Below are 23,544 nucleotides of genomic sequence, written 5' to 3' on the forward strand. Positions count from 1 at the left end.
TCAACACGCCCGCACTCCGCCACCACCTCGTCCACCAGATCAGGCGTAAACGCACGCGTTAACACTCCGAGAGCGATGCGATCCGAAAACCGCTCGCCCCCCACCGACTTCACCTGTCCCGGCCTTGGCACACCCAACACAACGAGCCGACACCCTCAAAGTCACCGGTATTGGGTCTAGGCCAAGGCCTCGGTTGCCGGCCTGCTCAGCGGGGGCGCTTCACACACCGATCAACGGGGCGCGCGGATCGCTGTGCAGCGGGGCGGCGAGCTCCGCGAGTGCCCGCTCCAGACCGTGCAGGTGGGCGAGCGCGGGCTCTGCGACGGCCTGGTGCGACGGGATGCCCGGCACGCCCGCCCGCTGCGGCAGATCCGGGGCCGTCAGCGCCTCCACGGAGGCTTCGACGCGCCAACAGGCAGCAGCGAGGCGGGCGTCGTGGGAGGCTTCCGGGTCCGCGGCGACGGAGGCCAGTCCGCGCACCTCGCGTGCGCAGGTGTCCAGCAGAGCGAGTACCTGTCCTGCGCGGGCCTTTCGGGCGCGCAGTGGGCTCAGCGGATGCACCAGCGGGGCCAGGGACAGCCGCACCCGCCCGAGGAGCGCCTCCAGCTCGGCGATTCGGGGCGCCGGGTCGGCGGTCGTCGAGCCGGAGAGTCGCGCCGCGGCTTCCGCGGTGCAGGCGTGCACGCAGCGCAGGGCCCGCTGGATCCACGCGTCGGTCGTGGCGTGTGTGGTGACCGGCAGCACGAGGAGCACCGCGAGCATCGCACCGAGCGCTCCGGCACCGGTCTCGGTGAGCCGCAGCATGAGCAGGGCCGGGTCCAGCACGCCGAGGAGTCCGTAGAGCGTTCCAGCCATCACCGTCACGGAGAACACCATCCAGGTGTACGAGACCGCAGCGGTGTAGAAGATCCCGAAGACGCCGATCGCGACGACGACCGCGCTGGGCACGGCAGCACCGTGCAGCGGGACGACGACAGCCAGGCCGATGGGGATGCCGATCAGTGTTCCCAGGACCCTGCGAAAGCCCCGCACCAGCGTCTCGCCGCGCGAGGCGGTGTTCACGAAGACCCACCATGTGGCGCCCACGGCCCAGTACCAGCGCTGCTCGGAGAGGAGCAGCCCCGCCGAGAGCGCGAGGGCTCCGCCGACGGTCGTCTGAATCGCCTGGCGCGTGGTCGCGCGGGCCAGCCCCTTGCCGGTCGCCGGGGTGGGTACGGCGGCGGCGGGCAGCCGGCGCTCGTAGCACCACAGCCCGAAGCGGACGGTCGACGAGGCGAGCAGCGAGAGGGCGACCGCGGAGTACAGCTCGGGCAATTGCCCGGGCAGCGTGTGGAGGAACTGCGTGGTGAAGAAGGCCATGAAGGCGAACACGCCCAGTGAGTGGCCGCGCGGCCCCCATCGTCGGGCGTACACGCCCAGGCCCATGACCGCGAGAAAGGCCGCGTCCCGTGCCAACGGATGATCGTGAAGCCCTGCGGCAAGGGCGAGCACGGGGAAACCGACGGCAGGCAGCAGGGCGGTGGTGATCGCCTGATCGCGCACCGTGGCGTCCAGCACCGTGAACAGGGCCAGCAGCGCGGCAAGCCCGCCGGTGACGGCCGCGACGAGCGAGTGACCGGCCAGACCGCACACCACGACGGCCAGCCCGATGCCGAGGACTGCCCGGAGACCGCTGCGCAGCCGCAGTCGGCCCGGGTCCGGGGAAACGAACATCCTCTTCAGCACGGCATGCTCCCGCTCCTGCACACCGGCCCTGCACACCGGCATGAAAAAGGCGCCGCGGGGATCCGCAGCGCCATCGACGGGTACATCACAACATCTCTGCGGCCCGTGGCTCAAACGAGAGGGAAACCATTGAGCCATTGGCCCAGCCACCGGCCGCTGATGTGCACCATGGGTAGGCCAACGGACCGGGATGGGCGAGATGGGCGAGATGGGACCGAACGCCGCCCGCGGCACCCGGGCACCCGTGCGGCCGTCGCATGGCCGAATGTCTCATGCCGCCCCAACAGGGGCGGGAAGTCATCGGTGATGGGCAGGGGGCTGAGTGGGCAGCGTCGCAGTCACTTCGTAGCCGCCGTCAGGGGTGGCTCCGGTGGCGAGTTCACCGCCCAGCATCGCGGTGCGCTCGCGCATCCCGAGCAGACCGTGGCCCGCGCCGACCGAGGGCGGGGCAGCCCGGTCCGGCGGGGTGTTGGTGACCCGGACCGTGACGGCCGATGGGTGGTGGCCGATCTCCACCCGCACCTTTGCACCCGGTGCGTGACGCATGGCGTTGCTGAGCGCCTCCTGCACGATGCGGAACGCCGACAGCTCGACGCCCGGCGACAGCGGATGCGGCTCCCCGGTGGTCTCGGCGGTGACCGAGAGCCCGGCGCCGCGCGCGTTGTCGATCAGATCGTCCAGCCGGTCGAGGGTGGGCTGCGGGGCGTGCCTCGCCGCCTGCGGCAGAGGATCCTCGGAGCGCAGTACGCCGAGCACCCGGCGCAGTTCGGTGAGCGCGTCGACCGCATTCTCGCGGATGCCCGCGAGGTTCTCCTTGAGCTCGTCGGACGGATTCTCGACCAGGTGCGGGGCGACCTGCGCCTGGATGGAGATGACCGACATGTGATGGGCGACCACGTCGTGCAGCTCGCGGGCGATCCGGTTGCGCTCCTCCATAAGAGTGCGCCTGGATCGCTCCTCGGCGGTGAGTTCCTCCTGTGCGACCAGCTGGGTACGCGCCACCCCGATGCCACGCAGCGCGGCGCCGACCACCACGGCGACGACGAGAACCGCGACGGCGACGCCGACGCCGCCCTGACGCCAGGGGTTGATCGTGCCGCAGACGAGTCCGGCCACGAGACTGATCGTCAGCGCCTGGGCGGCAGTCCGGGGCCGGACCCGCAGCGCGAGCAGGAACAGCACGGCGGCCTGCAGCCCGATCATGGTTCCGTTCCAGGGGAACGTCGCGCCGAAAGGGCCGGCGTTCGCGGCGAACGGCGTGAGCACGACCATGACGAGCACCGTCACCCACCAGGCCAGGACGGGGCGGAACAGTGCGGCGACCAGCGCGGCCGACTGGATACCGGCGAACAGAATGCTGAGGTTCATGCCCATCCGGTAGCGGAAGGCGTACTCGTTCGTGTTGACGATGAGTACGCCCACCGCGCACATCACCATCGGGACCACGAGAGCCGGCCGCCACTCCAGCCAGCGCGGCCGCCGCGCATCCGGGGTCGGGTCGGCCGCCGACGTCACCAGATCTTCGCGCAGGGTATGGGGCAACGCCCGCAGGACCTCCGCCGACCGCCTCACCATGTCCCCCCGCTTCACAGAACTCACCCTAAGCGCGCCGCGCCTCCGCCGACCGGGCGGGACGCCCCTTGCGGACGACCATGCTCTTCTTCCGCGGCCGCCCCTGCTCGTAACCGCGGAACGCCACCCAGCAGATCAGCAGCGCCACGGCGAACACGGGCAGCCAGGACAGCCGGGCGAGAACCCAGCCGGGGGCATCGGGGACGGTGTGCAGGCCCGGCAGGGTCCCGCCCGCCAACAGGCAGGTCGCGGTGACCGCGATCATCGCGGTCTGGTGCCACAGGAAAATCGTCATCGCGGAGAGGTTCACCGTCGCCACCACCGCCCAGACGGCCGGGCGTTGCAGCACCCGGCGCAGCGGGCCGAGCAGCAGCAGTGCCGCTCCGCACTGCGTGAGGCCGAAGGTGGCCACGGCGAGGGTCGGCGGGTCGAGGTTGGAGATCGCCAGGCCGGGCACCCCGACCATGGCTGCCGGGTAGCCGGCCCAAAGGACGAGTCCGGCGGTGGCGGCGGCTCCGCCGAGCAGGAGCGTCCAGCCGGTCCTGCGACTGTGCAGTTCACCCCGGGCCCAGGCCGCGCCCAGGCAGTACGGAACCAGCCAGCCGGCAACCACGTTGACCGAGGTGAACCCGCCGGGCGCGTCCAGGCCGAACCGGTAGAGGTCGGTGATCAGCACGACGGCGAACGGCCACAGCGGATGCAGCTTCGCCACCAGCGGGGTCGCTGCCGTCAGCGCCGCGAAGACCACCAGGAACCACAGCGGGGACCACACGAGCTTGCACAGCGCGCGCACGGTGTCCTGGTCCGCCCCGGAGGCGAGCATCGTGCACGCCGCCACGGTCCATACGACCAGCACGACGACCACCGGCCGCAGCAGCCGGGTCATCCGCGTACGGAGCCACCGGCCGTAGTTCTCGCCACGGGCACGGGCAGAGGCGTAACTCTTCGCGCCGACCTGTCCGCCGACCAGGAAGAAGACGGCAAGGGTCTGGAACACCCAGGAGACCGGGGTGAATTGGGGCATGTACTGGAGTGGGCTGGAGCCGTGCATGGTGCCGCTGTCGACGACCAGTGCGGTCACCAGCCAGTGGCCGAGAACCACGCCGAGGATGGCGATGGCGCGCAGGGCGTCGATCGCCCGGTCACGCTCGGCAGGAGTGGCGGAGTCCATCCGCCGGACGAAGTCACGCATGACGCTCTCCCGAGGGCTCTGCGGACATGGCCGTTCCGGCCACGATCCAGGCGATGTTCTTCAGTGGTAAGGAACCGGGCTTCAGGTAGTCGCTGTGGCCGCCGTCGCCCGCCGCGAAGATCTCGGAGCCGAACTCGGGCGAGACCGGGTCCATTGCGAACCCGATGTCGACAAAGGGCAGTTGGAGCTTCATGTGCGGCACATCGGCGCGCCATGAGTGCAGCGCGGCAAGCGGCCCGCGACACAGGCGGCTTCTGCGCGGATGGGACGACATGGCGGGTTGTTCCCTCCGTACCGGATGGCTGCATCGCTTCGGGTACAGAAGCTATGGAGGGGGCCTTGTAATCCGCGTCCCACCGGGGTGTGAACCTTTTTTGTAGCTCTATAGGACTACGGGTATGAGATGCGCGTGAGGGTGCGTCGGATCACTCCGACGTGGCCGCTGCCGGGCCATTGGTACAGTCACAGCCCGGATCGGCCTACCAGGAAGAGACCAACGGACCATGGCGGTGGACGCCCTCGACACCCGCATCCTGCGACTGCTCATCGAGCAGCCGCGTACCAGCGTCCGCGAGTACGCACGCATCCTCTCCGTCGCCCGGGGCACCCTCCAGGCCCGTATCGACCGGCTGGAGCGGGACGGTGTGATCACCGCTACCGGCCCGGTCCTGTCCCCCGCCGCGCTGGGTCACCCGGTGCTGGCCTTCGTTCATCTGGAAGTCACCCAGGGACATCTGGACGAGGTCGGTGAGGCGCTCGCCTCGGTGCCGGAGATCGTCGAGGCCTTCTCGACCACGGGCGGCGGCGATCTGCTGGCCCGGGTGGTGGCCCGCGACAACGGGCATCTGGAGGATGTGATCCAGCGGCTGATCCAACTGCCCGGTGTGGTCAGGACACGTACCGAGGTGGCGCTGCGCGAGCGGGTGCCGCACCGGCTGCTGCCGCTGGTCGAATCGGTGGGCCGCACGGCCGCCGGCAGCCCGAAGTGATCACCGTCTTGGCATGCTGGACGGCATGAACTCCCGGCGCGTCCCTGTCCCCACCGTCGTCTTCGATCTCGACGCCACACTGGTGGACAGCGAGCCGAACTATTACGAGGCGGCGCGCCGCCTTCTGGAACGCTACGGTGCGCCCGGCTTCACCTGGGAGCATCACACCGGCTTCATCGGGATCGGTGTCCGCGAGACGCCGGCGGCCCTGCGCGCAGTGCCGCCGCGGTCGCCTCGTCGGCGCGCCAGTAGCGGGTGAGGACGGAGGGGCCGCGGACGACGATCTCGCCGCGTTCGGCCCGAGGCCGTCGCCAAGCGGCACCGGATCGGCCGCCGCACCGCCCGGGAGAACATCGCGGACCTGTGCGACGAGGGCTCGTTCACCGAATTCGGCGCCCTCGCCATCGCCGCGCAACGCCGCCGCCGTTCACTCGACGACCTGATCGTCTCCACCCCGGCCGACGGCATGGTCACCGGCACGGGCACGGTGAACGGCGAACCATGCGTGGCGATGTCGTACGACCACACCGTCCTCGCGGGGACCCAGGGCCATCAGAACCATCGCAAGACGGACCGGATGCTGCTGATCGCCGAGCGACGCGGGCTGCCGGTGGTGCTGTTCGCGGAGGGCGGCGGCGGTCGCCCCGGGGACACGGACACCACGGCGGTCGCGGGTCTCGATGTGACGACCCTGCCGCCCGGCGGCGCCTCTGCGGACACCGACTCGGCTGCTCGGCGTGCCGTCGAGGTCCGGCGGCCGGATATCCTGATCATGCCGCGCGCCCTCACCCCGCCCCGATCCCGGTCGGGTCGCCGCCGTGGCAGTCGAAGCGGCCCACAATTCGAGATTGGTGCACAGGTGCTGGTAGCTGGTCGGTACCGCTTGTTGTCTCCCATAGGCCGCGGCGGCATGGGCGAGGTGTGGCGCGCCGCCGACGAAGTGCTCGGCAGGGCGGTGGCCGTGAAGCTGCTGCTCGGCGACCACGCGGACGAGTCGGCCACCGCCCGGTTCCGTCTGGAGGCGCAGACCGCGGCCCGCCTGAGCCACCCTCATCTGGTGGCCGTGTTCGACTTCGGGGCCTGGGAGGACCGCTTCTACCTCGTGATGGAGCTCGTCGAGGGCAGAAGCCTGGGCGATCTGCTCAGGGCCGAGGAGCGGCTCGGCGCCGAGCAGGTCGCCCGGATCGCGGGCCAGGCGGCCGCGGGGCTCGCCGCCGCACATCGGCAGGGCATCGTGCACCGTGACATCAAGCCCGGAAACCTGATGCTGGACGCGGAAGGGACCGTCAAGATCGGCGACTTCGGCATCGCCCAGTTCGTCGACGACCCTTCCGCCGCGCTGACCACCACGGGGCAGATCGTCGGCACCAGTCTCTATCTCGCCCCGGAGCGCGCCCTGGGCCGTACGGCCGGTGCGGCGTCCGACATGTACTCCCTCGGCTGTGTGATCTACCAACTCCTGCTGGGCGAGCCACCGTTCCGCTCCGACACTGCGACCGCCACGCTCTATCAGCATGTCGACACGGCCCCCGTGCCGCTCAGACAGCGGGGAGTCGACCTGTCTCCCGCCTTCGACTCCTATCTGCTGGGGCTGCTCGCGAAGCAGCCCGAGGACCGGCCCAGCGCCCAGCAGGTCGCCGACTGGTTCCAGAGTGATGCGTGGCGGGGACAGCCGGAGCCCATGCCCATGTACGCCCCCGCGCCCCCTCCGGCAGCGCCGAGCGCTCCTTATGCCCCGGCACCTGCCCCCGCGTTCGGCACAGCCCCGGCATCTGCCTCCGCTCAGCAGGCCGAGGGCGTGACGACATATCGCCTGCCGCAGGCCGGCGGCCACAGACGGCGTCCGGCGGTGCGGCCCGTGCCGGTGCGGCGGCGCACCGGCGCCCGCGAGGCGATCAGGCGTCGGCCCAGAGTGGCCAGCGCCATTGCCGGTACGGTCGCCTTCCTCGCGGCCGTGTACCTGGGGATGAGCCTGTTCTCCCCGGATTCCGGCCCGGCCGACACCCCGGGCACCGGTCCCGCGGCATCCACCGGACCCGATTCACCGGCCGCCGACCAGCCGGCACAGGACAGCGGGGGCGACGGGGACGACGGGCAGGACTGAGCCGCTCCCCCCTGCCCGTCCCGGCCCCATGACCGTACCGCCCCTACCGCGGCACCACCCGTCAAGCAGCCGTCAGGACCGGCGGTTACGGCGTCAGCGGTTCATCAACGGACGCCGACGGGCCGGCCGGCTTCCATAACGTCGCTGCCATGCGACGACGTGACATCCGAGCCGTGCCCGGCCCGCACACCGGCCGAGCACATCCTCCGCCCGATACGACCGCCCACGACCACGGCTGGGCCGGGGACCTGCGGTTCGCGGTCCGCTGCGCCGTGACGCTCCTCGGGCTGCTCCTGGCGGTCGATGCGACGGCCGGTCACCTCACCTGGCTGCGCGCTCTGCTGTGGACGGGCCTGGCCGCCCTGCTGCTCGTGGTCCTGGTGCCGCCACGGGTCCGTGCGGGTGCCGGGTGGCTGTCCTGCCGCGGCCTGGTGCGCGAACGGATCGTACGCACCGACCGGCTGGTGTCGGTTCGCTGGTCGGACGGAGTCTCCCAGCGTCTGGTGCTCCGTGACGCGGATGGCGGCCGGGTCGAGGTCGACCCCCAGGTGTTCCTCGCCAATCCGGCGCTGTGGCACCGGCTGGACGACGACGCCCGCGGCTGTGTGAAACGCGGGACGCTGCGGTGCGGGGTGACGGCGCTGCGTCAGCTGGCCGACCGTATCGACCGCCGGACCGCTCGTACGGTGTTCACGATCTCCGGCCTGGAGTAACCGCCCCGCACACCCGGGTTGTTGTGCGATCCCACCATCGTGGCTTGACCAGACTTGCCAAGTCCCCCGGCAGCCCTCGCGTTCATTGACGAGGTCATGGCGACATGTGAGTGTTCGGTCGCTCGATCAGGGACGACGGCGACACGGGCGACGGGGCCGGCCTTCGACGGCCGGAGCAAGTGCGTCAGTACGCCGCTGCCCGTGATCGAGGCCCCCCGACTCAAGGAGCCTCGATGAAGCGCAGACCGATGACGGCCGGGACAACCCTGGCCGTCCTCGCCGGAATGCTGGTCGTCACCAGCGGCCAGCCAGCATCTGCCGAACCGTCTCCGCCCGCCCCGACCGCGCTCTCGGCCGCGGTGTCGGCAGCCGACCGCGCCGCCGCCAGTGGTCTCGACACCCTGGCGAAGGGGCCCGACGAGCAGTACGAGCGGCAGATGGTGACCCCTTGGGTCAAGGGTATGTACTCCGTCGCCTACCAGCGCACCTACCGCGGTCTGCCAGTCGTCGGCGGGGACGCCGTCGTGGTGGCCGACTCCGAGGGCCGGGTACGCGCCACCCAGTCGGCGGTGTCCCGGCGGATCAACGTGCCGACCACACCGACCGTTTCCGCCAAGGCGGCCGAGACCACCTCCCGCAAGAAACTCACCACCGTGACACGGGTGGACTCGCACCGTCTGGTCGTGCGCGCCACGGGCAGGACCTCCCGGCTGGCCTGGGAGACGGTGCTCACCGGGCGCGGCGCCAAGTCCCCCAGCCGTCTGCATGTCTTCGTCGACGCGGGCACCGGCAAGGTGCTCGACAGCTACGACGACGTCAGGGCGGGCACCGGCAACAGCCAGTGGAACGGTCCGTCGCCGCTGTCCATCGACACCACCGCGTCGGGCGGGAGCTACTCGCTGCGCGACCCGAACCGGCCCGGCCTGAGCTGCGCCGACTACAGCACGGGCAGTGTCTTCAGCAAGTCGAGCGACTCCTGGGGCACCGGCAGCGCCTCCAGCAAGGAGACCGGCTGCGTCGATGTCATGTGGGCGGCGCAGCACGAGTGGAACATGCTGCGGGACTGGCTGGGCCGCAACGGGCACGACGGCAACGGCCGCAGCTGGCCCGTCAAGGTCGGACTGAACGACGTCAACGCCTACTGGGACGGCTCCTCGGTCTCCATCGGCCACAACAACGCCGACCAGTGGATCGGCGCGATGGACGTGGTGGGCCATGAGTTCGGCCACGGCATCGACCAGTACACGCCCGGCGGCGCAGACAACGAGTCCGGTCTCGGCGAGGCCACCGGCGACATCATGGGCGCCCTGACCGAGGCGTACACCAATGAGCCCGCCCCGTACGACGACCCGGACTACACCGTCGGCGAGAAGGTCAACCTGGTCGGCAACGGGCCGATCCGGATCATGTACAATCCGTCGCAGACCGGCGACCCGAACTGCTACAGCTCCTCCATACCCAACACCGAGGAGCACGCGGCGGCCGGTCCGCTGAACCACTGGTTCTATCTGCTGGCCGAGGGCTCGAACCCGGGCGGCGGCAAGCCGTCCAGCCCGACGTGCAACAGCTCTTCGGTCACTGGTGTCGGCATCCAGAGCGCCGGCAAGGTCTTCTACGGCGGCATGCTGCTCAAGACCAGCGGAATGACCTACAAGCGCTACCGCACGACCACCCTCACCGCCGCCAGGAACCTCGATTCCAGTTGTGTGCTCTTCGACCGGACCAAGGCCGCCTGGGACGCCATCAGTGTCCCCGCCCAGAGCGCCGACCCGACCTGTACTCCCAGCGGCAACAACGACTTCACCATGTCCCTGGACCCGGCGTCCGGCTCGGTGAAGCCCGGCAATTCGGTGACGGCCACGGTGCGGACATCGGTCGGCTCCGGGAGCGCGCAGACGGTGAACCTGACGGCGAGCGGCCTGCCGAGCGGTGTCACCGCGTCGTTCAGCCCGTCGTCGGTGCAGTCCGGAGCGTCCTCGACGATGACCGTGTCCGCGTCGTCGAACGCCGCGCCCGGCGCGTACACCTTCACGGTGAAGGGTGACGGCACCCAGAGCCACACGGCGCAGTACACGCTGACCGTCGACAACGGCGGCAGTCCGGGCGGCGGCGCGCCCGACATCAGTGTCGCCAATGTGCAGTCCCATCTGGCGCAGCTGAACACCATCGCCTCACAGAACGGCGGCAACCGCCGGGCCGGCAGCGCCGGTTACACGGCCTCGGTCGCCTATGTGAAGGGCAAGCTGCAGGCAGCCGGTTACACGGTCAGCGAGCAGACCTGCACCAGCTGCACGTACCGCGGCAACAACCTGATCGCCGACTGGCCGGGCGGCCCGTCCGACCAGACCGTCATGTTCGGCGCCCACCTGGACGGTGTCGCGGCCGGCCCCGGGATCAATGACAACGGCTCGGGTTCCGCCACCCTGCTGGAGAACGCGCTCGCCCTGGCGCAGCAGAACCCGACGATGACCAAGCATGTCCGCTTCGCCTGGTGGAACGGTGAGGAACAGGGCCTGCAGGGTTCCGAATACTACGTCGGCCAGCTCACCGCCGCCCAGCGAAGCGCCATCAAGGCGTACTACAACTTCGACATGGTCGCCTCGACCAACGCGGGCTACTTCATCAACAACGTCAACTCGGCCGCCTCGGCCCCGATGAAGGAGTACTGGGATTCACTGAACCTCGCTCCGGAGGAGAACGCCGAGGGCCAGGGACGCTCCGACGACTACTCCTTCCAGCAGGGCGGCATTCCCACCTCCGGTTACGCCACGGGCGCGAGCGACACCAAGTCCTCGGCGCAGGCCGCCAAGTGGGGCGGTACGGCGGGCAGGTCCTACGACTCCTGCTACCACCAGTCCTGCGACACCACGAGCAACATCAACGCGACCGCGCTCGACCACAGCGCCGACGGTGTCGCCCATACGGTGTGGAAGACGTCCGTCGGCACCACCGCGCCGGCCGATGACTTCTCCGTCGCGGTGCAGCCGGTCTCCGGAAACGTCCGGCCGGGCGGCTCGGTCGGCGCGAGTGCGTCGACGGCGACCACCAGTGGCTCCGCGCAGACTGTGAAGCTGACGGCCTCCGGGGCGCCGAGCGGTGTCACGGTCGCGTTCGACCCGGCCTCCGTACAGTCGGGTTCGTCGTCGGCCATGACCGTCTCCGCCGGGGCCCAGGCCGCGCCGGGCACGTACACCATCACGGTGACCGGGACCGGTTCGGCCACGCACGCCACCACGTACTCGCTCGTCGTCGGTGGCGGCGGCACCTGCCAGGCACGACAGGTCGTCGCCAACGGCGGCTTCGAGGAGGGCGTCGCGCCGTGGACCCAGACCGATGGCGTGATCAGCAACCGGACGTCGGAGAAGCCCGCGCACAGCGGCGCGTACATGGCCTGGCTCGGCGGCTGGGGGTCCACTCACACCGACACCGCCTCGCAGTCACTGACCATTCCCCCGGGCTGCTCGTCGTACAAGCTTTCGTTCCATCTGCGCACCGACACAGACGAGTCGGCGGGCGACCCGACCGCGTACGACACATTCACCGTGAAGCTGGGCACCAAGACGCTTGCGACGTACTCAAACGCGGACGCCGCGGGCTCCTACGTCCAGGAGACTTTCGACGTCGGCGCCTTCGCCGGTCAGACGGTCACGCTCGGGTTCACCAGCAATGAGGACGCCTATCTGCAGACCAGCTTCGTCGTGGACGACGTGACGATGAACGCGAGCTGATTGATCATCAGGAACCCACCCCGGGCGGGGCGTGTCCGCACACGCCCCGCCCTCGGTTTCTCAGCGGACGACGGCCGCCAGCCGGCGGGTGAAGTCGTCGATCTCCGGCCAATTTCCGTATCGAGTCGCCAACCGGCCGTGCAGGCCGCGGAGTTCCTGGCCGAGCAGCGTGGATGCGGTCACCTCGGTGGTGTCCAGTACGGGTTCGGCGATGGCGATCGCGGCGAGCGGGTCCTGGGCGCAGGCATGGGCGTCGGCCATCCGAACCAGGAACAGCATCCGTGTCGAGTGCATCCCCGCAGGGAGCAGACCCAGCGCGGTACGGGTCGCCTCGACCGCGCGCAGCGCCAGTCGACGGTCACCGGTCGCCGCGGCGAGGTCCCGCAGGGCCCCGGCGGCGCCCGACTCCACCCGCAGACGCACGGAGGCGACGGACAGCCAGGGCGCCTCCGTCTCGTCCTGCTCGCCGACCCGGTCCATCTGTGACCAGGCACGGTCGATATGGCCCAGCGTCTGCCGCGTGTCGCCCCGCACCGCGTGCCCACGCGCCTCGTACAGATCGCTCATGGCGCCCGCCCAGTGCCGGCCCGCGGCCGCCTGCCGGATCGCGCCGCCGTAGGCGAGGGCGGAAGGGCCGTCGCCCTCCAGCCGCGCCAGGGTGCTCATGTCGCTGAGCGCGGCCACCTCCGTTCCGACGTGACCGGCCAGGCCGGCCCAGACCAGCGACCGGTCGAGCCAGGCCATCGCTGTCGCGTTCCGGCCCCACAGCAGCCGCAGACAGCCGGCCGACTGTGCGTACTCGGCTGCAAGTGGCGCGAGTTGGCGTTGGTACGGCGCTGCGGGCAGGGCCATCCAGCGGAGCATCGCGTGCAGGGTGCGCTCGACCACGACGGTCGCCCCCGGCCAGGCGCGCTCCTCGTCGGCCCGCTGGCAGACGGCGAGCAGCGCCGTCAGGGCATGCACGGTGTCGATGTCCAGCGGCGGACACGAGACGGTGGCCGGGCCCAGGGCGCAGAAGGCCGAATGCAGGGCGATGACGTCGGCGAGTACGGGAACGGTGCAGCCCTCGCGGCCGTGCACCGGACACACCAGCCCGTAGGTGGGCAGGCTCATGGGCAGGACGGCGTCCGGCGGCAGCATCGAGAGCAGGGCGCCACCCGCGGGCTCGCCGGGCAGGGGGCCCGTCCGTGCGGTGGTCACGGCCGGACGTTCGCCCCCGCTGCCCTCGCCCGCACCACCCGGCCCTTCGGCCTCCGCCGCCTCGCAGGCGTCGAGGAGGTCGCCGCCGGCCGTCAGCAGATCGTCCAGCCTGCGGGCGAGCGGCAGCGGCGTCTTCCGGGTGCCGTGCTCCAACTTGCTGATGGCGGTGTGGTCGTAGCCGACGCGGGCGCCCACCTGGGCCTGGGTGAGCCCGGCGCGCCTGCGCCACTGACGCAACCGGGTTCCGAAGGCTCTCCACGCCTCTGCGGTTCGGACATCCGGCGCAGGGACCACGCCCTCGGTCACCCGGAACCCCGTGGAGCCCCGCCGGATCTCCCGCCCATGCCACGCTCATGGCTCATAGCCGGGAGGATAGCGAGCGCGTGTGCGCGGTGTCCCCGGTGCCGCGGGAAGATGGCGCCTTCCCGTGCTTTCCCGCGCCTTCCCGGCCCCGGCCCGGGTACCGGTGTCATCTCTGTGGTTCCGGGGTGGGGGCCGGTGGCAGCAGGAAGCTGCGGCGTTCGTCATCGGTCAGCCGCCCGAAGACCCGGGAGCGGGCCCGTCCGAGCAGGACGTCGAGATCGGTGGCCGGATCCCGCAGCTCCCAGATCCGCGCCATGCGGTCGCTGGAGACCGTGGCGGGGTACGAGCCGCCCGGGTGCCAGGCCGGCGCGTTGACGTGATCTTGGCCGCCATGCCCAGCAACGCCCCGAACAGTGCGAGGAGCAGCTCCGCAACGAGCTTCACCCGACGACGATCCACATCATCCCCCGGCCGAGGCGCCGTTGCCCGCTCACACTCTCCGGCCAACCCTACGCACGGCGGTGCCGAAGCGTCCCCTGCCACCACCCTGCTGGTTACGTAACACTCCTGCCCAGCCAGCCAGTTGAGCCGGACGGAGCTGCATGAAGGGGCAACCCACCGGGCATATGACCGGTGACTGACAGGAGGTGGTGGCAATGGGCCGCATCAAGATCGTCCGACGTCCGCAGCTGCCGTCGCGGCCGCCGCCACTCGATCTGCGAACCCCGTCCGGCCGCCCGCTGCCGTACTGAGCACGCCCCCGCCGCGACCGACGCCCCCGGCCGTCCTGCCCACGGGAACCCCTGGGGCGACCCCTCGTCCTGCGCAACGGCAAGGGTCTCGACGTCGGATGGTCTCGGCGCACAGCCGAGTCCGGGACCTCCTTCACCACCCGGGACGGCAAGCAGATGACCTTCGCTCCGGGCCAGGTCTGGATCGTCTTCGCGCCGAAGTGACACGAGCGGCGTCGGCGTGATCGCCGCGGGCTACGGGAGTTGAGGAAAACCGCAGGGTGGTGGGTGCGGAGAACATCACCCGGTTCGACGGCAATCCTCGTACCGGTGCCGGCCGGCACTTCCTAGCGTTGCCGGTGAGGCGCGACGGACTTCTCGTGCCTCTCCACCACCGGCCAGGAGTCAGTTCATGGATCTCGTCACTCTGGGACTCCCCCAGGAACCCGCGGGCGGTGTCGCAGGCTGGGCAGCCGATCTCGTCGACACCATGGGGGGTCCGGGAGCCGGCCTCGCCATCGCCCTGGAGAATCTCTTTCCGCCGCTGCCCAGCGAGGTCATTCTCCCGCTGACCGGGTTCGCGGCGGGGCAGGGCGTCATCGGTCTGGCCTCCGCGCTCTTCTGGACCACGCTCGGTTCGGTGGTGGGCGCGGTGGTTCTGTACTGGATCGGAATGCTCTTCGGCCGCGACCGGATGCATGCGATCTGGGCGAGGCTTCCGCTGGTCAGGAGTTCCGACCTGGAGCGTACCGAGCGGTGGTTCGCCGAGCACGGCACCAAGGCCGTCCTCCTCGGGCGCATGGTGCCGATCTTCCGGAGTCTCATCTCCGTGCCGGCCGGCGTGGAGCGCATGCCGCTGCCGCTCTTCGTGACGCTGACCGCTGTGGGCAGCCTGCTGTGGAACGCGGTGCTGGTGATGGCCGGGTACTGGCTCGGCGACCGGTGGGATCTGGTGGAGACCTATGTCGGGGTCCTCTCCAAGGCCGTTCTCGTCCTGGTCCTGGCGGCCGTCATCGTGTACCTGAGTCTGCGGTTGCGCTCTCGTCCCCGTTCCCGTGAGCGGGCGCAGCACCGTCGTAAGTCATGAGCTACGAGCCGCTGTCCCGCGCTCTCCCGGTCTCCCCCGCCCGCCAAGGACGATCTTGCCGTGACGGTGCCGCGCGACTAGCCTCGGCATCCGTGCAGGAGGACTCCACAGACAGTGCGACCAGTCGTCTTCCGGGGCCACTCGGCCCGAGGCGCGATGAAGGGGGCACCTCGGTGGCGCGCACCTCCCCCTGGCCCCGCAGAGTCACGGGCGCCCTGCTCGGCTGCTGCACCGCCCTGCTGGGCCTGCTGTATTTCGCCGTGCCGGGCGCGGTGTCGGGCCCGTTCATTCTGTGGCCGCGTACGCGTCGGCGCGCCCTGGCCGTGCTGAGTGCCGGGGCCCGTCGGCTCACGGAGCTGGAGCGGATCCGTCGCACCGTCTTCTTCGGCGACGTGTTCCCCACGCACCACGCGTCCGACCGGAAAGTCCTTCGCTACCTTGTCACCCGCACCTGCACGGGGGTGCTGTCCGGATTCGTGATTGCACTGCTGGGGTTCGGGGTCGTACTGGCCGGACTGCTGGCGGCCGGGGTGGCACGCGCCACCACGAACTGGCAGGAACTGCTGACCCAAGGGGTCCTCGGCGGTGTCCTCCTCTTTCTCGACCTTCAGGGGCTCTTCTCACTGGACGCCCTCGACGCACGGTTGGCGCAAGAACACTTCGGCCCGTCCGGGCGGGAGTTGCTGGAGCGGCGCATCGCGGAACTGGCCGCCAGCCGTGCCGGGGTGCTCCGGGCGGTCGACGTGGAGCGCAAGCGCATCGAACGCGATCTGCACGACGGCGTGCAGCAGCGGCTCGTCGCACTCGCCATGCTGCTGGGCCGGGCCCGCCGCAACCGGACACCCGAGCAGGCCGATCTGCTGCTCCAGCAGGCGCACAAGGAGTCCCAGGAGGTCCTCACCGAGCTGCGGGAGGTGGCCTGGCGCGTCTATCCGTCGGCGCTCGACAACCTCGGGCTGGAGGAGGCACTCGGCGGAGTGGCCCAGCGCTGCAGCATTCCCCTGCACATGGAGTTCGACCTGGCGCAGCCGTTGCCCCGGCCCGTGGAGACGGCCGCCTACTTCGTGGTGTCGGAGGCCGTGACCAACGCGGCCAAGCACTCCCGCGCGACCCACATCTCCGTCAGCGTCAAGGGCGACAGGAGCGGAGTGTCCGTATGCGTCCGGGACAACGGCACCGGCGGAGCCGATCCCACGGGCAGCGGACTTGCCGGGCTGCGCAGCCGGGTGGACGCACTCGACGGCCGGCTGTACATCGACAGCCCTTCCGGGGGCCCCACCATCATCATCGCGGAGCTGCTGTGCGCGTAATGCTTGCCGAGGACTCGACCCTGCTGAGGGAGGGCCTGGTCCGCCTGCTCGCCGAGGAGGGGCATGAAGTCCTCGCCGCGGTGGGTGACGGGACGGCCCTCGTCCGGGCGGTCGAGGCGGACCCGCCGGACCTCGTCGTCGTCGACATCCGGATGCCTCCCACCCACACCGATGAGGGGCTGCGGGCCGCGCTGGAGATCCGTGAGCGCTGGCCCCTGGTCGGTGTGCTGGTGCTCTCCCAGCATGTGGAGCGCAACTACGCGGTGCGGCTGCTGTCCGCAAACGCCGAGCGGGTCGGCTATCTGCTCAAGGACCGGGTCGCGCAGGTCGACGAGTTCCTGGACTCGCTGGAGCGGATTCACGCGGGCGGCGCGTCCATCGACGCGGAAGTCGTACGGCAGTTGGTGGTCCGGACCACCAACAGCGACCCCTTGGCCAGGCTGACGCCCCGCGAGCACAGCGTCCTGCAGGAGCTGGCGCAGGGCCGCACCAACACGGCCATCGCCCAGCACCTGCACATCTCGCTCAGTTCGGTCGAGAAGAACCTCAACTCCGTCTTCGACAAGCTCGATCTGGCGCGGACCACGGGATACAGCAGACGAGTGCTGGCGGTCCTGCGCTACTTGGAGTCGTAGGCACCGGCGCGCCGGTCCCTTCGGGCTCACGTGGCGTCACGTGGCCGTCGCCCGCCCGGACGACGACAGCTTCCGTGAGCGAAGTATCAGGCGGGTGCCGGACATCCGGGCCGGGTTCCGCACCGGCCCTCCTTGATCGATGATGATGCACAGGGCTGCCGTCCTCCGTGCGGCACCGCCTGTCCCAGGAACAGGAAGGGGTTCCCCATGCGGGAGACGACGCCGGACCGGTCCCCGTCGGACGATCGGTCCGTCCACGGCTCGGACGAGGAAGCTCAGGTGATCGTGGTGGGGGCGGGGCCGGCGGGCTCGGCCGCGGCCTTCCACCTCGCCAGGGCGGGCGTCGATGTCCTGCTCCTGGAGAAGTCCCGCTTTCCCCGGGAGAAGGTGTGCGGGGACGGTCTGACGCCACGCGCGGTGCACCAGCTCATCAGGATGGGCGTCGACATCAAGGCTCCGGGGTGGACGCGTTCACGCGGGATGCGATGGGTGGCCGGGGACCATCAGGTGCACATCGACTGGCCCGCGCTCGGGCGCTACCCGGATTTCGGGCTCTCGCGCAGCCGGCACGACTTCGACGACATCCTGGCCCGGCACGCCGTCGCCGCCGGAGCCCGGCTGCGCAGCGGCGTGAAGGTGACCCAGCCCCTGACCGACCGCGCCGGCCGTATCACCGGTGTCACCGCCACGACCTCGGCGAAGGAGCCATCGGCCTTCCACGCACCGATCGTCATCGCCGCCGACGGCGCCTCCGCCCGCCTCGCTCTCGCCATGGGCCTGCAGCGGGACAGGAGCAGGCAGATCGCGACGGCCGCCCGCCGCTACTACCGAAGTCCGGAGCGTTCCCAGGAGGAGTACCTGGAGCTGTGGGCCGACCTCCGCTTCCCGGGGAGCGATCACTACCTGCCCGGATACGGCTGGATCTTCCCCATGGGGGACGGCCGCGTCAATGTCGGTCTCGGTGCGCTGCCCCACCGACGGCACGGAAAGGCGGACCTGCGCGCCACGTTGGACGAGTGGCTGGCGCGGACCCCGCACGCCTGGGGACTGCGCGAGGAGAACGCGGAGGGCCCTGTCCGGAGCGCAGCCCTTCCGCTGGGCTTCAACCGTCACCCCCTCTACACCCGCGGGCTCCTCCTCGTCGGCGACTCCGGAGGCATGATCAGCCCCTGGAACGGCGAAGGCATCGGCCAGGCCATGGAAGCCGGCGAAGTCGCGGCCGAGACCGCCGCGCTCGCCCTCGCACTCCCTCAGGGGCCCCGGCGGGAGCAGGTACTGCGGGGCTACCCCGTCGAGATGAACCGCCGCTGGGGGCGCTACTACCGTCTCGGGAACACGGCCGCCGACCTCGTCTTCAGCCGTTCGGGTTTCCAGCCGGTCCTCAACCGTTACGTCATGGGGTCGCCGTTTCTGCTCAACACCCTGGCCCGGCTGCTGACCAACCTCACGGACAAGCCCTCGCACGACCTGATCGACCATCTGCTCAACGGCGTCGTGCGTCTCGTCCCGGAACCGAAGGTGCGACGCAGGCGCTGAACCGCGCGTCCCGGCCGGGGGCACGAACAGCACACCGGGGAAAGCCCGCCTGCTGACCCCGGAGCGCTGTGTCCCGCGGCGGGCTGCCCGCACCGTCGACGCCGAGCGGCCCGTCGGGGCTGCCGTAGTAGACGCCGACCGGACCGCTGTGCTGCTGCTCTCGAAGGACGTACCCACCGTTCCTGGGCAGTGAGCAGAAGTGAGTCCTGTCTCACTGGCACGCCCCGAACGGTGTTGGGCGTGCTGGTCCTCCGCTTTCTCGTCCTGGTCGGCGACGCATATCCTGTATGCGGTCCGTTCCAGGCGGGCGGAATCCCTACGACCTAGCCATGTGAGTGTGGCCAGAGGCGACGGGGAGGCCCCGAACCATCACTCCGGTGGAACGGGGGCCCCGACTGCTGACGCCACACCCGGCGTCCCAAGTCGCAACGAACACGTTACGCAGACCCCGCCGGGCACACCCACAGATCGTCACGCCGTTCACTCAATCGTGCCCATGTTCGCCAAAACAAGGTGCTGGCCAAACAGTTGTGAACCCCCGCGCAGCCGCCTGAGTGCGGGCGGCGCGGGGGCTGTGGCCAGGTCCTGTCACGCGGCGGACGGCGGTTCGACGACAGGATCCAGTACATCTAGGACCGGCGGCGAGGCTTTCCTCGTTTGCCGCCCTTGGCGCCGCCGGAACCGCTCCGCGCGCTCTTCCCGGCCGCCTTGCCGGCTGCGGGCTTCCGCCGTGCACCGCCTGCTTCGGGGCGCTTGCCCTTCGGCTGCGCCGGGGTCTTGGGGCGGCCCCGTGAACTGTTGACGGTCCGCCCTCGGACGATCCCGATGAAGTCCTCCACCAGGTCTGTCGTCCCGTCCTCCAGCCACGACAGCGCGACGCGCGACTCGGGAGCGTCCGACACCGGCCGGTACGTGAGGTCCTTGCGGTGGTGCAGGCGGGCGAGCGACTGCGGGACGACCAGAAGGCCCACTCCGGCCGCCACGAGCTCGATCGCGTCCGCCGTAGTGGCGGGCCGCTCGATCGCGGGCCGTCCGGGCCGGTGCTCCCATTCGAGGGTGTCGTCGAGCGGATGCAGCACGATGTCGTCGGCGAGATCCTCGGCGGAGACCTCGTCGACCGCTGCCACGACGTGGTCCTTCGGGATCACGACCACCGTCGTCTCGGTGTAGAGGGGGATCGCGCTGAGGCCCGTCCGGTCGATGGGCAGCCGCACCAGACCCGCGTCGGCGCCGCCGCCCCGCAGCACGTCGGATGCCTCGGCGGCCGACACCCCGATGAGGGTCAGCGGGACGTCGGGCAGCCGCTCGTTCCAGATCCGCACCCACTTGGTGGGCGTCACCCCCGGGACGTACGCGAGCCGGAACGAAGGGGTTTCTTCCGAGCTTGTCACTCAGCCAGGTTACCGGCCCTGGTCAGAGGTAGCGCACATGCTCGATACCCTTGGCACCATGACGTCGCACAAGACCACCCAGACAATGAAGCCCGCAACCGCGGCAAAGAAGCTGGGTGTGTACCTCGAGGCCACCCCCGCCGAGTTCCAGGAGGGTGTCGTCTCGCGCACCGAGCTGAACGCACTGCAGTCCGATCCGCCCGAGTGGCTGCAGGAGCTGCGACGCAACGGCCCGCACCCCCGGCCGGTGGTCGCGGCAAAGCTGGGCATCTCCATCTCGGGTCTCGCCCGTGGCGGAATCACGGACGCCCTCACCACGGAGCAGATCGAGGCATTGAAGAAGGACAGCCCCGACTGGCTCCAGCAGGAACGCGCCACCCAGGCCGAGGTCCGGAAGGAAGCGGTTCGCATCAAGGAGAAGAACGCAGCGCGCGCCGATCAGCCCCACGGTCCGCGTTCCTGACCTTCGCCCCTCGACGTGACGGCCCGGCGTCGGCTCGCGCCCCGTTCGACGGTGCTGCGCCGGCGACGGACGGCGCGGCCGGGACGGCACAAGGGCTCGCCGCACGGTCACAGACCGGAAAACGCCTTCGGGCGGGCGGCACCCGCCCCATAGCCTGCGAGTGGCAGCGGTGCACTGATGTGTGGGGGCACGGCGGGTTCGTCGGTCGGGGGGCTACGTCATGCGGGGTCGGGCGCAGGGGCGGACAGGCCTGTGGCGCCGCGGTTCGCCCGTCGTGCGGTGGAAGCGGCCGCGCCGCAGGAGCTGGAGCAGTTTGCGATGACGGCGGGAGGCCTTCCTCAGCGCTCCGCCGCACAAGCGACTGCTGGTCGGCGGACGTGACGAGCCGTTGAGGCTCGGTGTGGAGGTGGTTGCGGCTCCACTCAGCACGGCGGCTCTCGCAGCGGCGGTCCCGGTCCTGGAAGATCTGGCTCAGCAGTCCGCCGAGTGTGCCGTCGACACCGTACGGCGACGAACGCTCCCCCGGGTGCGACGGCGGCGCCCTGAGGTCACGGCCACCGAGTCGGCACCGGAGCGACTGTCGACCGAGCAGTTGACGCAGCTGCGGCAGCGCCGAGCCGCCGGAATCGGAACGGCGCTGGTCGCGACGGCCGTACGCGAGGCTCGCGCCGCAAAGTGCGAATGGCTCCATGTCGACTTCGAAGACGATCTGAAACGCTTCCGCTTCGACGCCTGCGGCTGCAGGCCGACGGACGTGGGATCGATCCCGTCTCTGAACGGAGCGCGATCGTTTCACTCGTCCGGAAGCGGGTTTGGGAGAATGATCGGTATGACAGGGTCTGAAGCTTTCGAGCCGGAGTCGGAGCGCGTCACTCGGCAGCTGCGGGACGACATTCTTGATGGTGTTCGACAGCCGGGCAGCAAGCTCGTCGAACGCGAACTCGCCGCAGAGCTCGGGGTGAGCAGACTGCCCATCCGCGATGCGCTCAAGGTGCTCGTGACCGAGGGCCTGGTCACTCCCCGGCCGCGGACCTGGGCGGTCGTCCGGGAGTTCACGTCCACGGACATCGCGGATCTCAACGAGATTCGTACGCCCCTTGAGCTGCTCACCTTCCGGCTCGCTGCTCAGCGGCGTACGCGCCCGGGCCTCGAAAAGCTTCGTTCGGACCTCGATGCCGAGCTGGAGGCCGCTCATACGGGAGATGCCGTGCGGGCTCGACGGGCCGCCGCCGACTTCCACCGGACAGTGACCTCGTTGGCCGGCAATGAGCTGCTCAGTGAGCTGGAGCGGACGCTTCGAAGCAGGATGCGATGGCTGCTGGCGCAGCATGACGACCTCATGGCAGTCGCGAAAGAGCACGAGGCCCTGTACGCCGCGATCGCCGAGCGGGACGTTCACCGAGTCGAAGAACTGGTCGTGAAGCACCTGGCGAGCAGCCGCAGCGCGGCCGCTGCACGTCGGAGGCGGTCTCAGAGTTCCTGACGGAATGCGGATGCCGGCCGGCGAGTGCGGCACGGCCGGGGCGGACACGTTCCGGTAGTGGTGCCCCCTCTGTGCGCACCACTACCGTCCGTCGCCCGCGAGCCGCCGCGCCCGCAGTGCGACATAGAGCTCGGCGGCGTCGACCGGCCGTGTCGGGGCGCGGCCTGTCAGCTCCGCGATGCGGGTGATCCGGTACAGCACCGTGTTGCGGTGGCAATGGAGCCGCCGCGCCGCCTCGGCGGTCGAACCGTCCGCAGCGAACCATGCGTCGAGGGTGTCGAGCAGGACCGCATCGCTGTCCTCGCCGGACACAAGTGGTCCGAGGACGTTCTCGCTGAGCTCGGCCGCGGACTCGGCGTGCGCCGCGACGAGGGTGTCGATCGGAGCAGTGCCGTAGCAGTGGACGCCCACCCCGGCCGGGGCCACGCACTCCAGGGCGATCCGGGCCTGACGTACCGCTTCCGGCGCGGCGGCGAGTGTGGTGAACGGCCGGCTCACTCCCACCCGTGAGGTCGCCGCTTGCTTCACGGCCCTGAGCGCCGCGGCGGACTCGGTGTCACTGGTCGGGGCGACCAGGCCCAGCCGCTCGCCCAGCTCGGTGGTCCAGACGGATGCCACGTCGACGTTCGCCAGCCGGGCGGTGATGACGGGCAGCGGGTCCTCGCCGTTCCGCCCGACCTCGCCGGCCACCACGCAGTACGACGCCCGCTCCGGCAGGCCCAGGGTTCGCTGGACGCCTGCGGCGCTCCCGAACCGGACACCGTTCGCTCCCTCGAAGACGCTGAGCAGTGTGACCCGTCGGGATACCTGCTCCTGCCGTTCCCGGTCGTCGGCGACCTGCCGGTACGCCTCTGTCGCGGCTGTGGAGAAGCGGTCGAGCAAGCCCCAGAAGTGCGACGACCGGCGCAGCAGCGCGTCGGCCTGCTCGCCGGTCGTGGCGCGGGCGATCGCCCACTCCCAGATCTCCAGTCCGCCGAGCCGGAAGGCATGCAGCAGCGCCGGGAGCGGGATGCCGTGCTCGGCCTTGATACGTCCGGCACGTCGGGCCGTCTCGTCGCCGGCGTCCGGGCCGCCGGTTTCCATGTGCAGAAGGGCCTCGATGTTGGCGTGGACGATGTTGCGGAGCAGGTCCGGGGGGAGTCGGCTCTGCGTGTAGCAGGACTCGTCCTCGGTGATCTTCCGGACGGTCACATCGGTGAGTTCACCGACCGAGGCGAGGATCTCGGCGAAGACATGGCCGCAGCCCGTGGTGTCGCGCATTCCGTAAAGGTACCCGCCTGCACACCCACCGGAATTGTGCTGCTGCACAAAGCAGTTCGGAGATTGTCGCGGTGCCTGCCCATAGCAAAGGGGCCCCGATATCCGTCATCTTGGTGTGGTCC

At 70.4% G+C, this 23,544-nt stretch carries 19 protein-coding genes and 2 pseudogenes; 13 read left to right on the plus strand and 8 right to left on the minus strand.

Annotated elements, in window-relative coordinates; all coding sequences use genetic code 11:
- Positions 1-219: 219 nt before the first annotated feature.
- The 4 genes from ACZ7IB_RS40135 to ACZ7IB_RS40150 form a co-directional block, all read right to left on the minus strand.
- Complete coding sequence (locus ACZ7IB_RS40135) at positions 220-1,725, minus strand: FUSC family protein (protein ID WP_470919575.1); 1,506 nt, start codon at positions 1,723-1,725, stop codon at positions 220-222.
- Positions 1,726-2,022: 297 nt separating this feature from the next.
- On the minus strand, positions 2,023-3,300 hold the full coding sequence (locus ACZ7IB_RS40140) for a sensor histidine kinase (RefSeq protein WP_470919576.1): 1,278 nt from the start codon (positions 3,298-3,300) through the stop codon (positions 2,023-2,025).
- A gap of 25 nt (positions 3,301-3,325) precedes the next feature.
- Positions 3,326-4,489, minus strand: coding sequence for an acyltransferase family protein (locus ACZ7IB_RS40145; RefSeq protein ID WP_470919578.1), 1,164 nt, complete (start codon positions 4,487-4,489; stop codon positions 3,326-3,328).
- Positions 4,482-4,763 (minus strand): hypothetical protein, encoded by a 282-nt coding sequence (locus ACZ7IB_RS40150; protein ID WP_470919579.1) that lies wholly within the window; start codon positions 4,761-4,763, stop codon positions 4,482-4,484. The genes ACZ7IB_RS40145 and ACZ7IB_RS40150 overlap by 8 nt, the downstream gene beginning before the upstream one ends.
- Before the next feature lie 229 nt (positions 4,764-4,992).
- Between ACZ7IB_RS40150 and ACZ7IB_RS40155 the strand changes: the two genes are divergently transcribed.
- The 6 genes and pseudogenes from ACZ7IB_RS40155 (at position 4,993) to ACZ7IB_RS40180 (ending at position 12,023) form a co-directional block, all read left to right on the plus strand.
- A complete protein-coding gene (locus tag ACZ7IB_RS40155; protein ID WP_470919581.1) occupies positions 4,993-5,478 on the plus strand; it encodes an Lrp/AsnC family transcriptional regulator in 486 nt (161 codons plus the stop codon).
- A 25-nt stretch (positions 5,479-5,503) separates the two neighbouring features.
- Positions 5,504-5,692: pseudogene (locus ACZ7IB_RS40160) on the plus strand (HAD family hydrolase); the annotation flags it as partial.
- A gap of 111 nt (positions 5,693-5,803) precedes the next feature.
- Positions 5,804-6,106, plus strand: a pseudogene (locus ACZ7IB_RS40165) (carboxyl transferase domain-containing protein); the annotation flags it as partial.
- Positions 6,107-6,388: 282 nt separating this feature from the next.
- Positions 6,389-7,582, plus strand: a complete 1,194-nt coding sequence (locus ACZ7IB_RS40170; protein WP_470919624.1) for a serine/threonine-protein kinase — start codon at positions 6,389-6,391, stop codon at positions 7,580-7,582.
- Positions 7,583-7,731: 149 nt separating this feature from the next.
- The gene (locus tag ACZ7IB_RS40175) at positions 7,732-8,295 is read left to right on the plus strand and encodes a hypothetical protein (RefSeq protein ID WP_470919582.1); all 564 of its coding nucleotides are present in this window, start codon (positions 7,732-7,734) and stop codon (positions 8,293-8,295) included.
- Between the two features lie 248 nt (positions 8,296-8,543).
- Positions 8,544-12,023 carry a M28 family peptidase gene (locus ACZ7IB_RS40180; protein ID WP_470919626.1) on the plus strand — a complete coding sequence of 1,160 codons (3,480 nt, stop codon included), beginning with the start codon at positions 8,544-8,546 and terminating at the stop codon, positions 12,021-12,023.
- Positions 12,024-12,083: 60 nt separating this feature from the next.
- Here the strand turns inward: ACZ7IB_RS40180 and ACZ7IB_RS40185 are convergent, their stop codons facing one another.
- Positions 12,084-13,529 carry a helix-turn-helix domain-containing protein gene (locus tag ACZ7IB_RS40185; RefSeq protein ID WP_470919583.1) on the minus strand — a complete coding sequence of 482 codons (1,446 nt, stop codon included), beginning with the start codon at positions 13,527-13,529 and terminating at the stop codon, positions 12,084-12,086.
- Positions 13,530-13,692: 163 nt separating this feature from the next.
- Positions 13,693-13,842 carry a hypothetical protein gene (locus ACZ7IB_RS40190; RefSeq protein ID WP_470919584.1) on the minus strand — a complete coding sequence of 50 codons (150 nt, stop codon included), beginning with the start codon at positions 13,840-13,842 and terminating at the stop codon, positions 13,693-13,695.
- A 487-nt stretch (positions 13,843-14,329) separates the two neighbouring features.
- On the opposite strand from ACZ7IB_RS40190, the gene ACZ7IB_RS40195 reads away from it, so the two are divergent.
- The 5 genes from ACZ7IB_RS40195 to ACZ7IB_RS40215 all read left to right on the plus strand — a co-directional run bounded on the left by ACZ7IB_RS40195 (position 14,330) and on the right by ACZ7IB_RS40215 (position 18,825).
- A complete protein-coding gene (locus ACZ7IB_RS40195; RefSeq protein WP_470919628.1) occupies positions 14,330-14,482 on the plus strand; it encodes a DUF3048 C-terminal domain-containing protein in 153 nt (50 codons plus the stop codon).
- Between the two features lie 187 nt (positions 14,483-14,669).
- Positions 14,670-15,344, plus strand: a complete 675-nt coding sequence (locus tag ACZ7IB_RS40200; RefSeq protein WP_470919585.1) for a DedA family protein — start codon at positions 14,670-14,672, stop codon at positions 15,342-15,344.
- A gap of 173 nt (positions 15,345-15,517) precedes the next feature.
- Positions 15,518-16,654 (plus strand): sensor histidine kinase, encoded by a 1,137-nt coding sequence (locus tag ACZ7IB_RS40205; protein ID WP_470919586.1) that lies wholly within the window; start codon positions 15,518-15,520, stop codon positions 16,652-16,654.
- Complete coding sequence (locus tag ACZ7IB_RS40210; RefSeq protein WP_470919629.1) at positions 16,654-17,289, plus strand: response regulator transcription factor; 636 nt, start codon at positions 16,654-16,656, stop codon at positions 17,287-17,289. Before ACZ7IB_RS40205 ends, ACZ7IB_RS40210 begins: the two co-directional genes overlap by 1 nt.
- A 207-nt stretch (positions 17,290-17,496) precedes the next feature.
- Positions 17,497-18,825 carry a geranylgeranyl reductase family protein gene (locus ACZ7IB_RS40215; RefSeq protein ID WP_470919588.1) on the plus strand — a complete coding sequence of 443 codons (1,329 nt, stop codon included), beginning with the start codon at positions 17,497-17,499 and terminating at the stop codon, positions 18,823-18,825.
- A 629-nt stretch (positions 18,826-19,454) separates the two neighbouring features.
- Here ACZ7IB_RS40215 and ACZ7IB_RS40220 read toward each other — a convergent pair.
- Positions 19,455-20,216 (minus strand): LysR family substrate-binding domain-containing protein, encoded by a 762-nt coding sequence (locus ACZ7IB_RS40220; protein WP_470919589.1) that lies wholly within the window; start codon positions 20,214-20,216, stop codon positions 19,455-19,457.
- A gap of 58 nt (positions 20,217-20,274) precedes the next feature.
- On the opposite strand from ACZ7IB_RS40220, the gene ACZ7IB_RS40225 reads away from it, so the two are divergent.
- Positions 20,275-20,679 (plus strand): DUF5997 family protein, encoded by a 405-nt coding sequence (locus ACZ7IB_RS40225; RefSeq protein ID WP_470919590.1) that lies wholly within the window; start codon positions 20,275-20,277, stop codon positions 20,677-20,679.
- Positions 20,680-21,508: 829 nt separating this feature from the next.
- On the plus strand, positions 21,509-22,162 hold the full coding sequence (locus ACZ7IB_RS40230) for a GntR family transcriptional regulator (protein ID WP_470919591.1): 654 nt from the start codon (positions 21,509-21,511) through the stop codon (positions 22,160-22,162).
- A gap of 81 nt (positions 22,163-22,243) precedes the next feature.
- On the opposite strand, the gene ACZ7IB_RS40235 is transcribed toward ACZ7IB_RS40230, so the two are convergent.
- Positions 22,244-23,422: a PucR family transcriptional regulator gene (locus ACZ7IB_RS40235; protein ID WP_470919593.1), complete on the minus strand. Its 1,179-nt coding sequence runs from the start codon at positions 23,420-23,422 to the stop codon at positions 22,244-22,246.
- Positions 23,423-23,544 lie beyond the last annotated feature (122 nt).

Source organism: Streptomyces sp. NPDC037301, from assembly GCF_055602785.1.

Bases quoted from the DNA above. Each gene is read 5' to 3' on its own strand.
- ACZ7IB_RS40155 (WP_470919581.1), top strand. From the start codon at position 4,993: ATGGCGGTGGACGCCCTCGACACCCGCATCCTGCGACTGCTCATCGAG.
- ACZ7IB_RS40145 (WP_470919578.1), bottom strand. From the start codon at position 4,489: ATGCGTGACTTCGTCCGGCGGATGGACTCCGCCACTCCTGCCGAGCGT.
- ACZ7IB_RS40175 (WP_470919582.1), top strand. From the start codon at position 7,732: ATGCGACGACGTGACATCCGAGCCGTGCCCGGCCCGCACACCGGCCGA.
- ACZ7IB_RS40150 (WP_470919579.1), bottom strand. From the start codon at position 4,763: ATGTCGTCCCATCCGCGCAGAAGCCGCCTGTGTCGCGGGCCGCTTGCC.
- ACZ7IB_RS40140 (WP_470919576.1), bottom strand. From the start codon at position 3,300: ATGGTGAGGCGGTCGGCGGAGGTCCTGCGGGCGTTGCCCCATACCCTG.
- ACZ7IB_RS40200 (WP_470919585.1), top strand. From the start codon at position 14,670: ATGGATCTCGTCACTCTGGGACTCCCCCAGGAACCCGCGGGCGGTGTC.
- ACZ7IB_RS40225 (WP_470919590.1), top strand. From the start codon at position 20,275: ATGACGTCGCACAAGACCACCCAGACAATGAAGCCCGCAACCGCGGCA.
- ACZ7IB_RS40170 (WP_470919624.1), top strand. From the start codon at position 6,389: ATGGGCGAGGTGTGGCGCGCCGCCGACGAAGTGCTCGGCAGGGCGGTG.
- ACZ7IB_RS40235 (WP_470919593.1), bottom strand. From the start codon at position 23,422: ATGCGCGACACCACGGGCTGCGGCCATGTCTTCGCCGAGATCCTCGCC.
- ACZ7IB_RS40230 (WP_470919591.1), top strand. From the start codon at position 21,509: ATGACAGGGTCTGAAGCTTTCGAGCCGGAGTCGGAGCGCGTCACTCGG.
- ACZ7IB_RS40190 (WP_470919584.1), bottom strand. From the start codon at position 13,842: ATGGCGCGGATCTGGGAGCTGCGGGATCCGGCCACCGATCTCGACGTC.
- ACZ7IB_RS40180 (WP_470919626.1), top strand. From the start codon at position 8,544: ATGACGGCCGGGACAACCCTGGCCGTCCTCGCCGGAATGCTGGTCGTC.
- ACZ7IB_RS40215 (WP_470919588.1), top strand. From the start codon at position 17,497: ATGCGGGAGACGACGCCGGACCGGTCCCCGTCGGACGATCGGTCCGTC.
- ACZ7IB_RS40210 (WP_470919629.1), top strand. From the start codon at position 16,654: ATGCTTGCCGAGGACTCGACCCTGCTGAGGGAGGGCCTGGTCCGCCTG.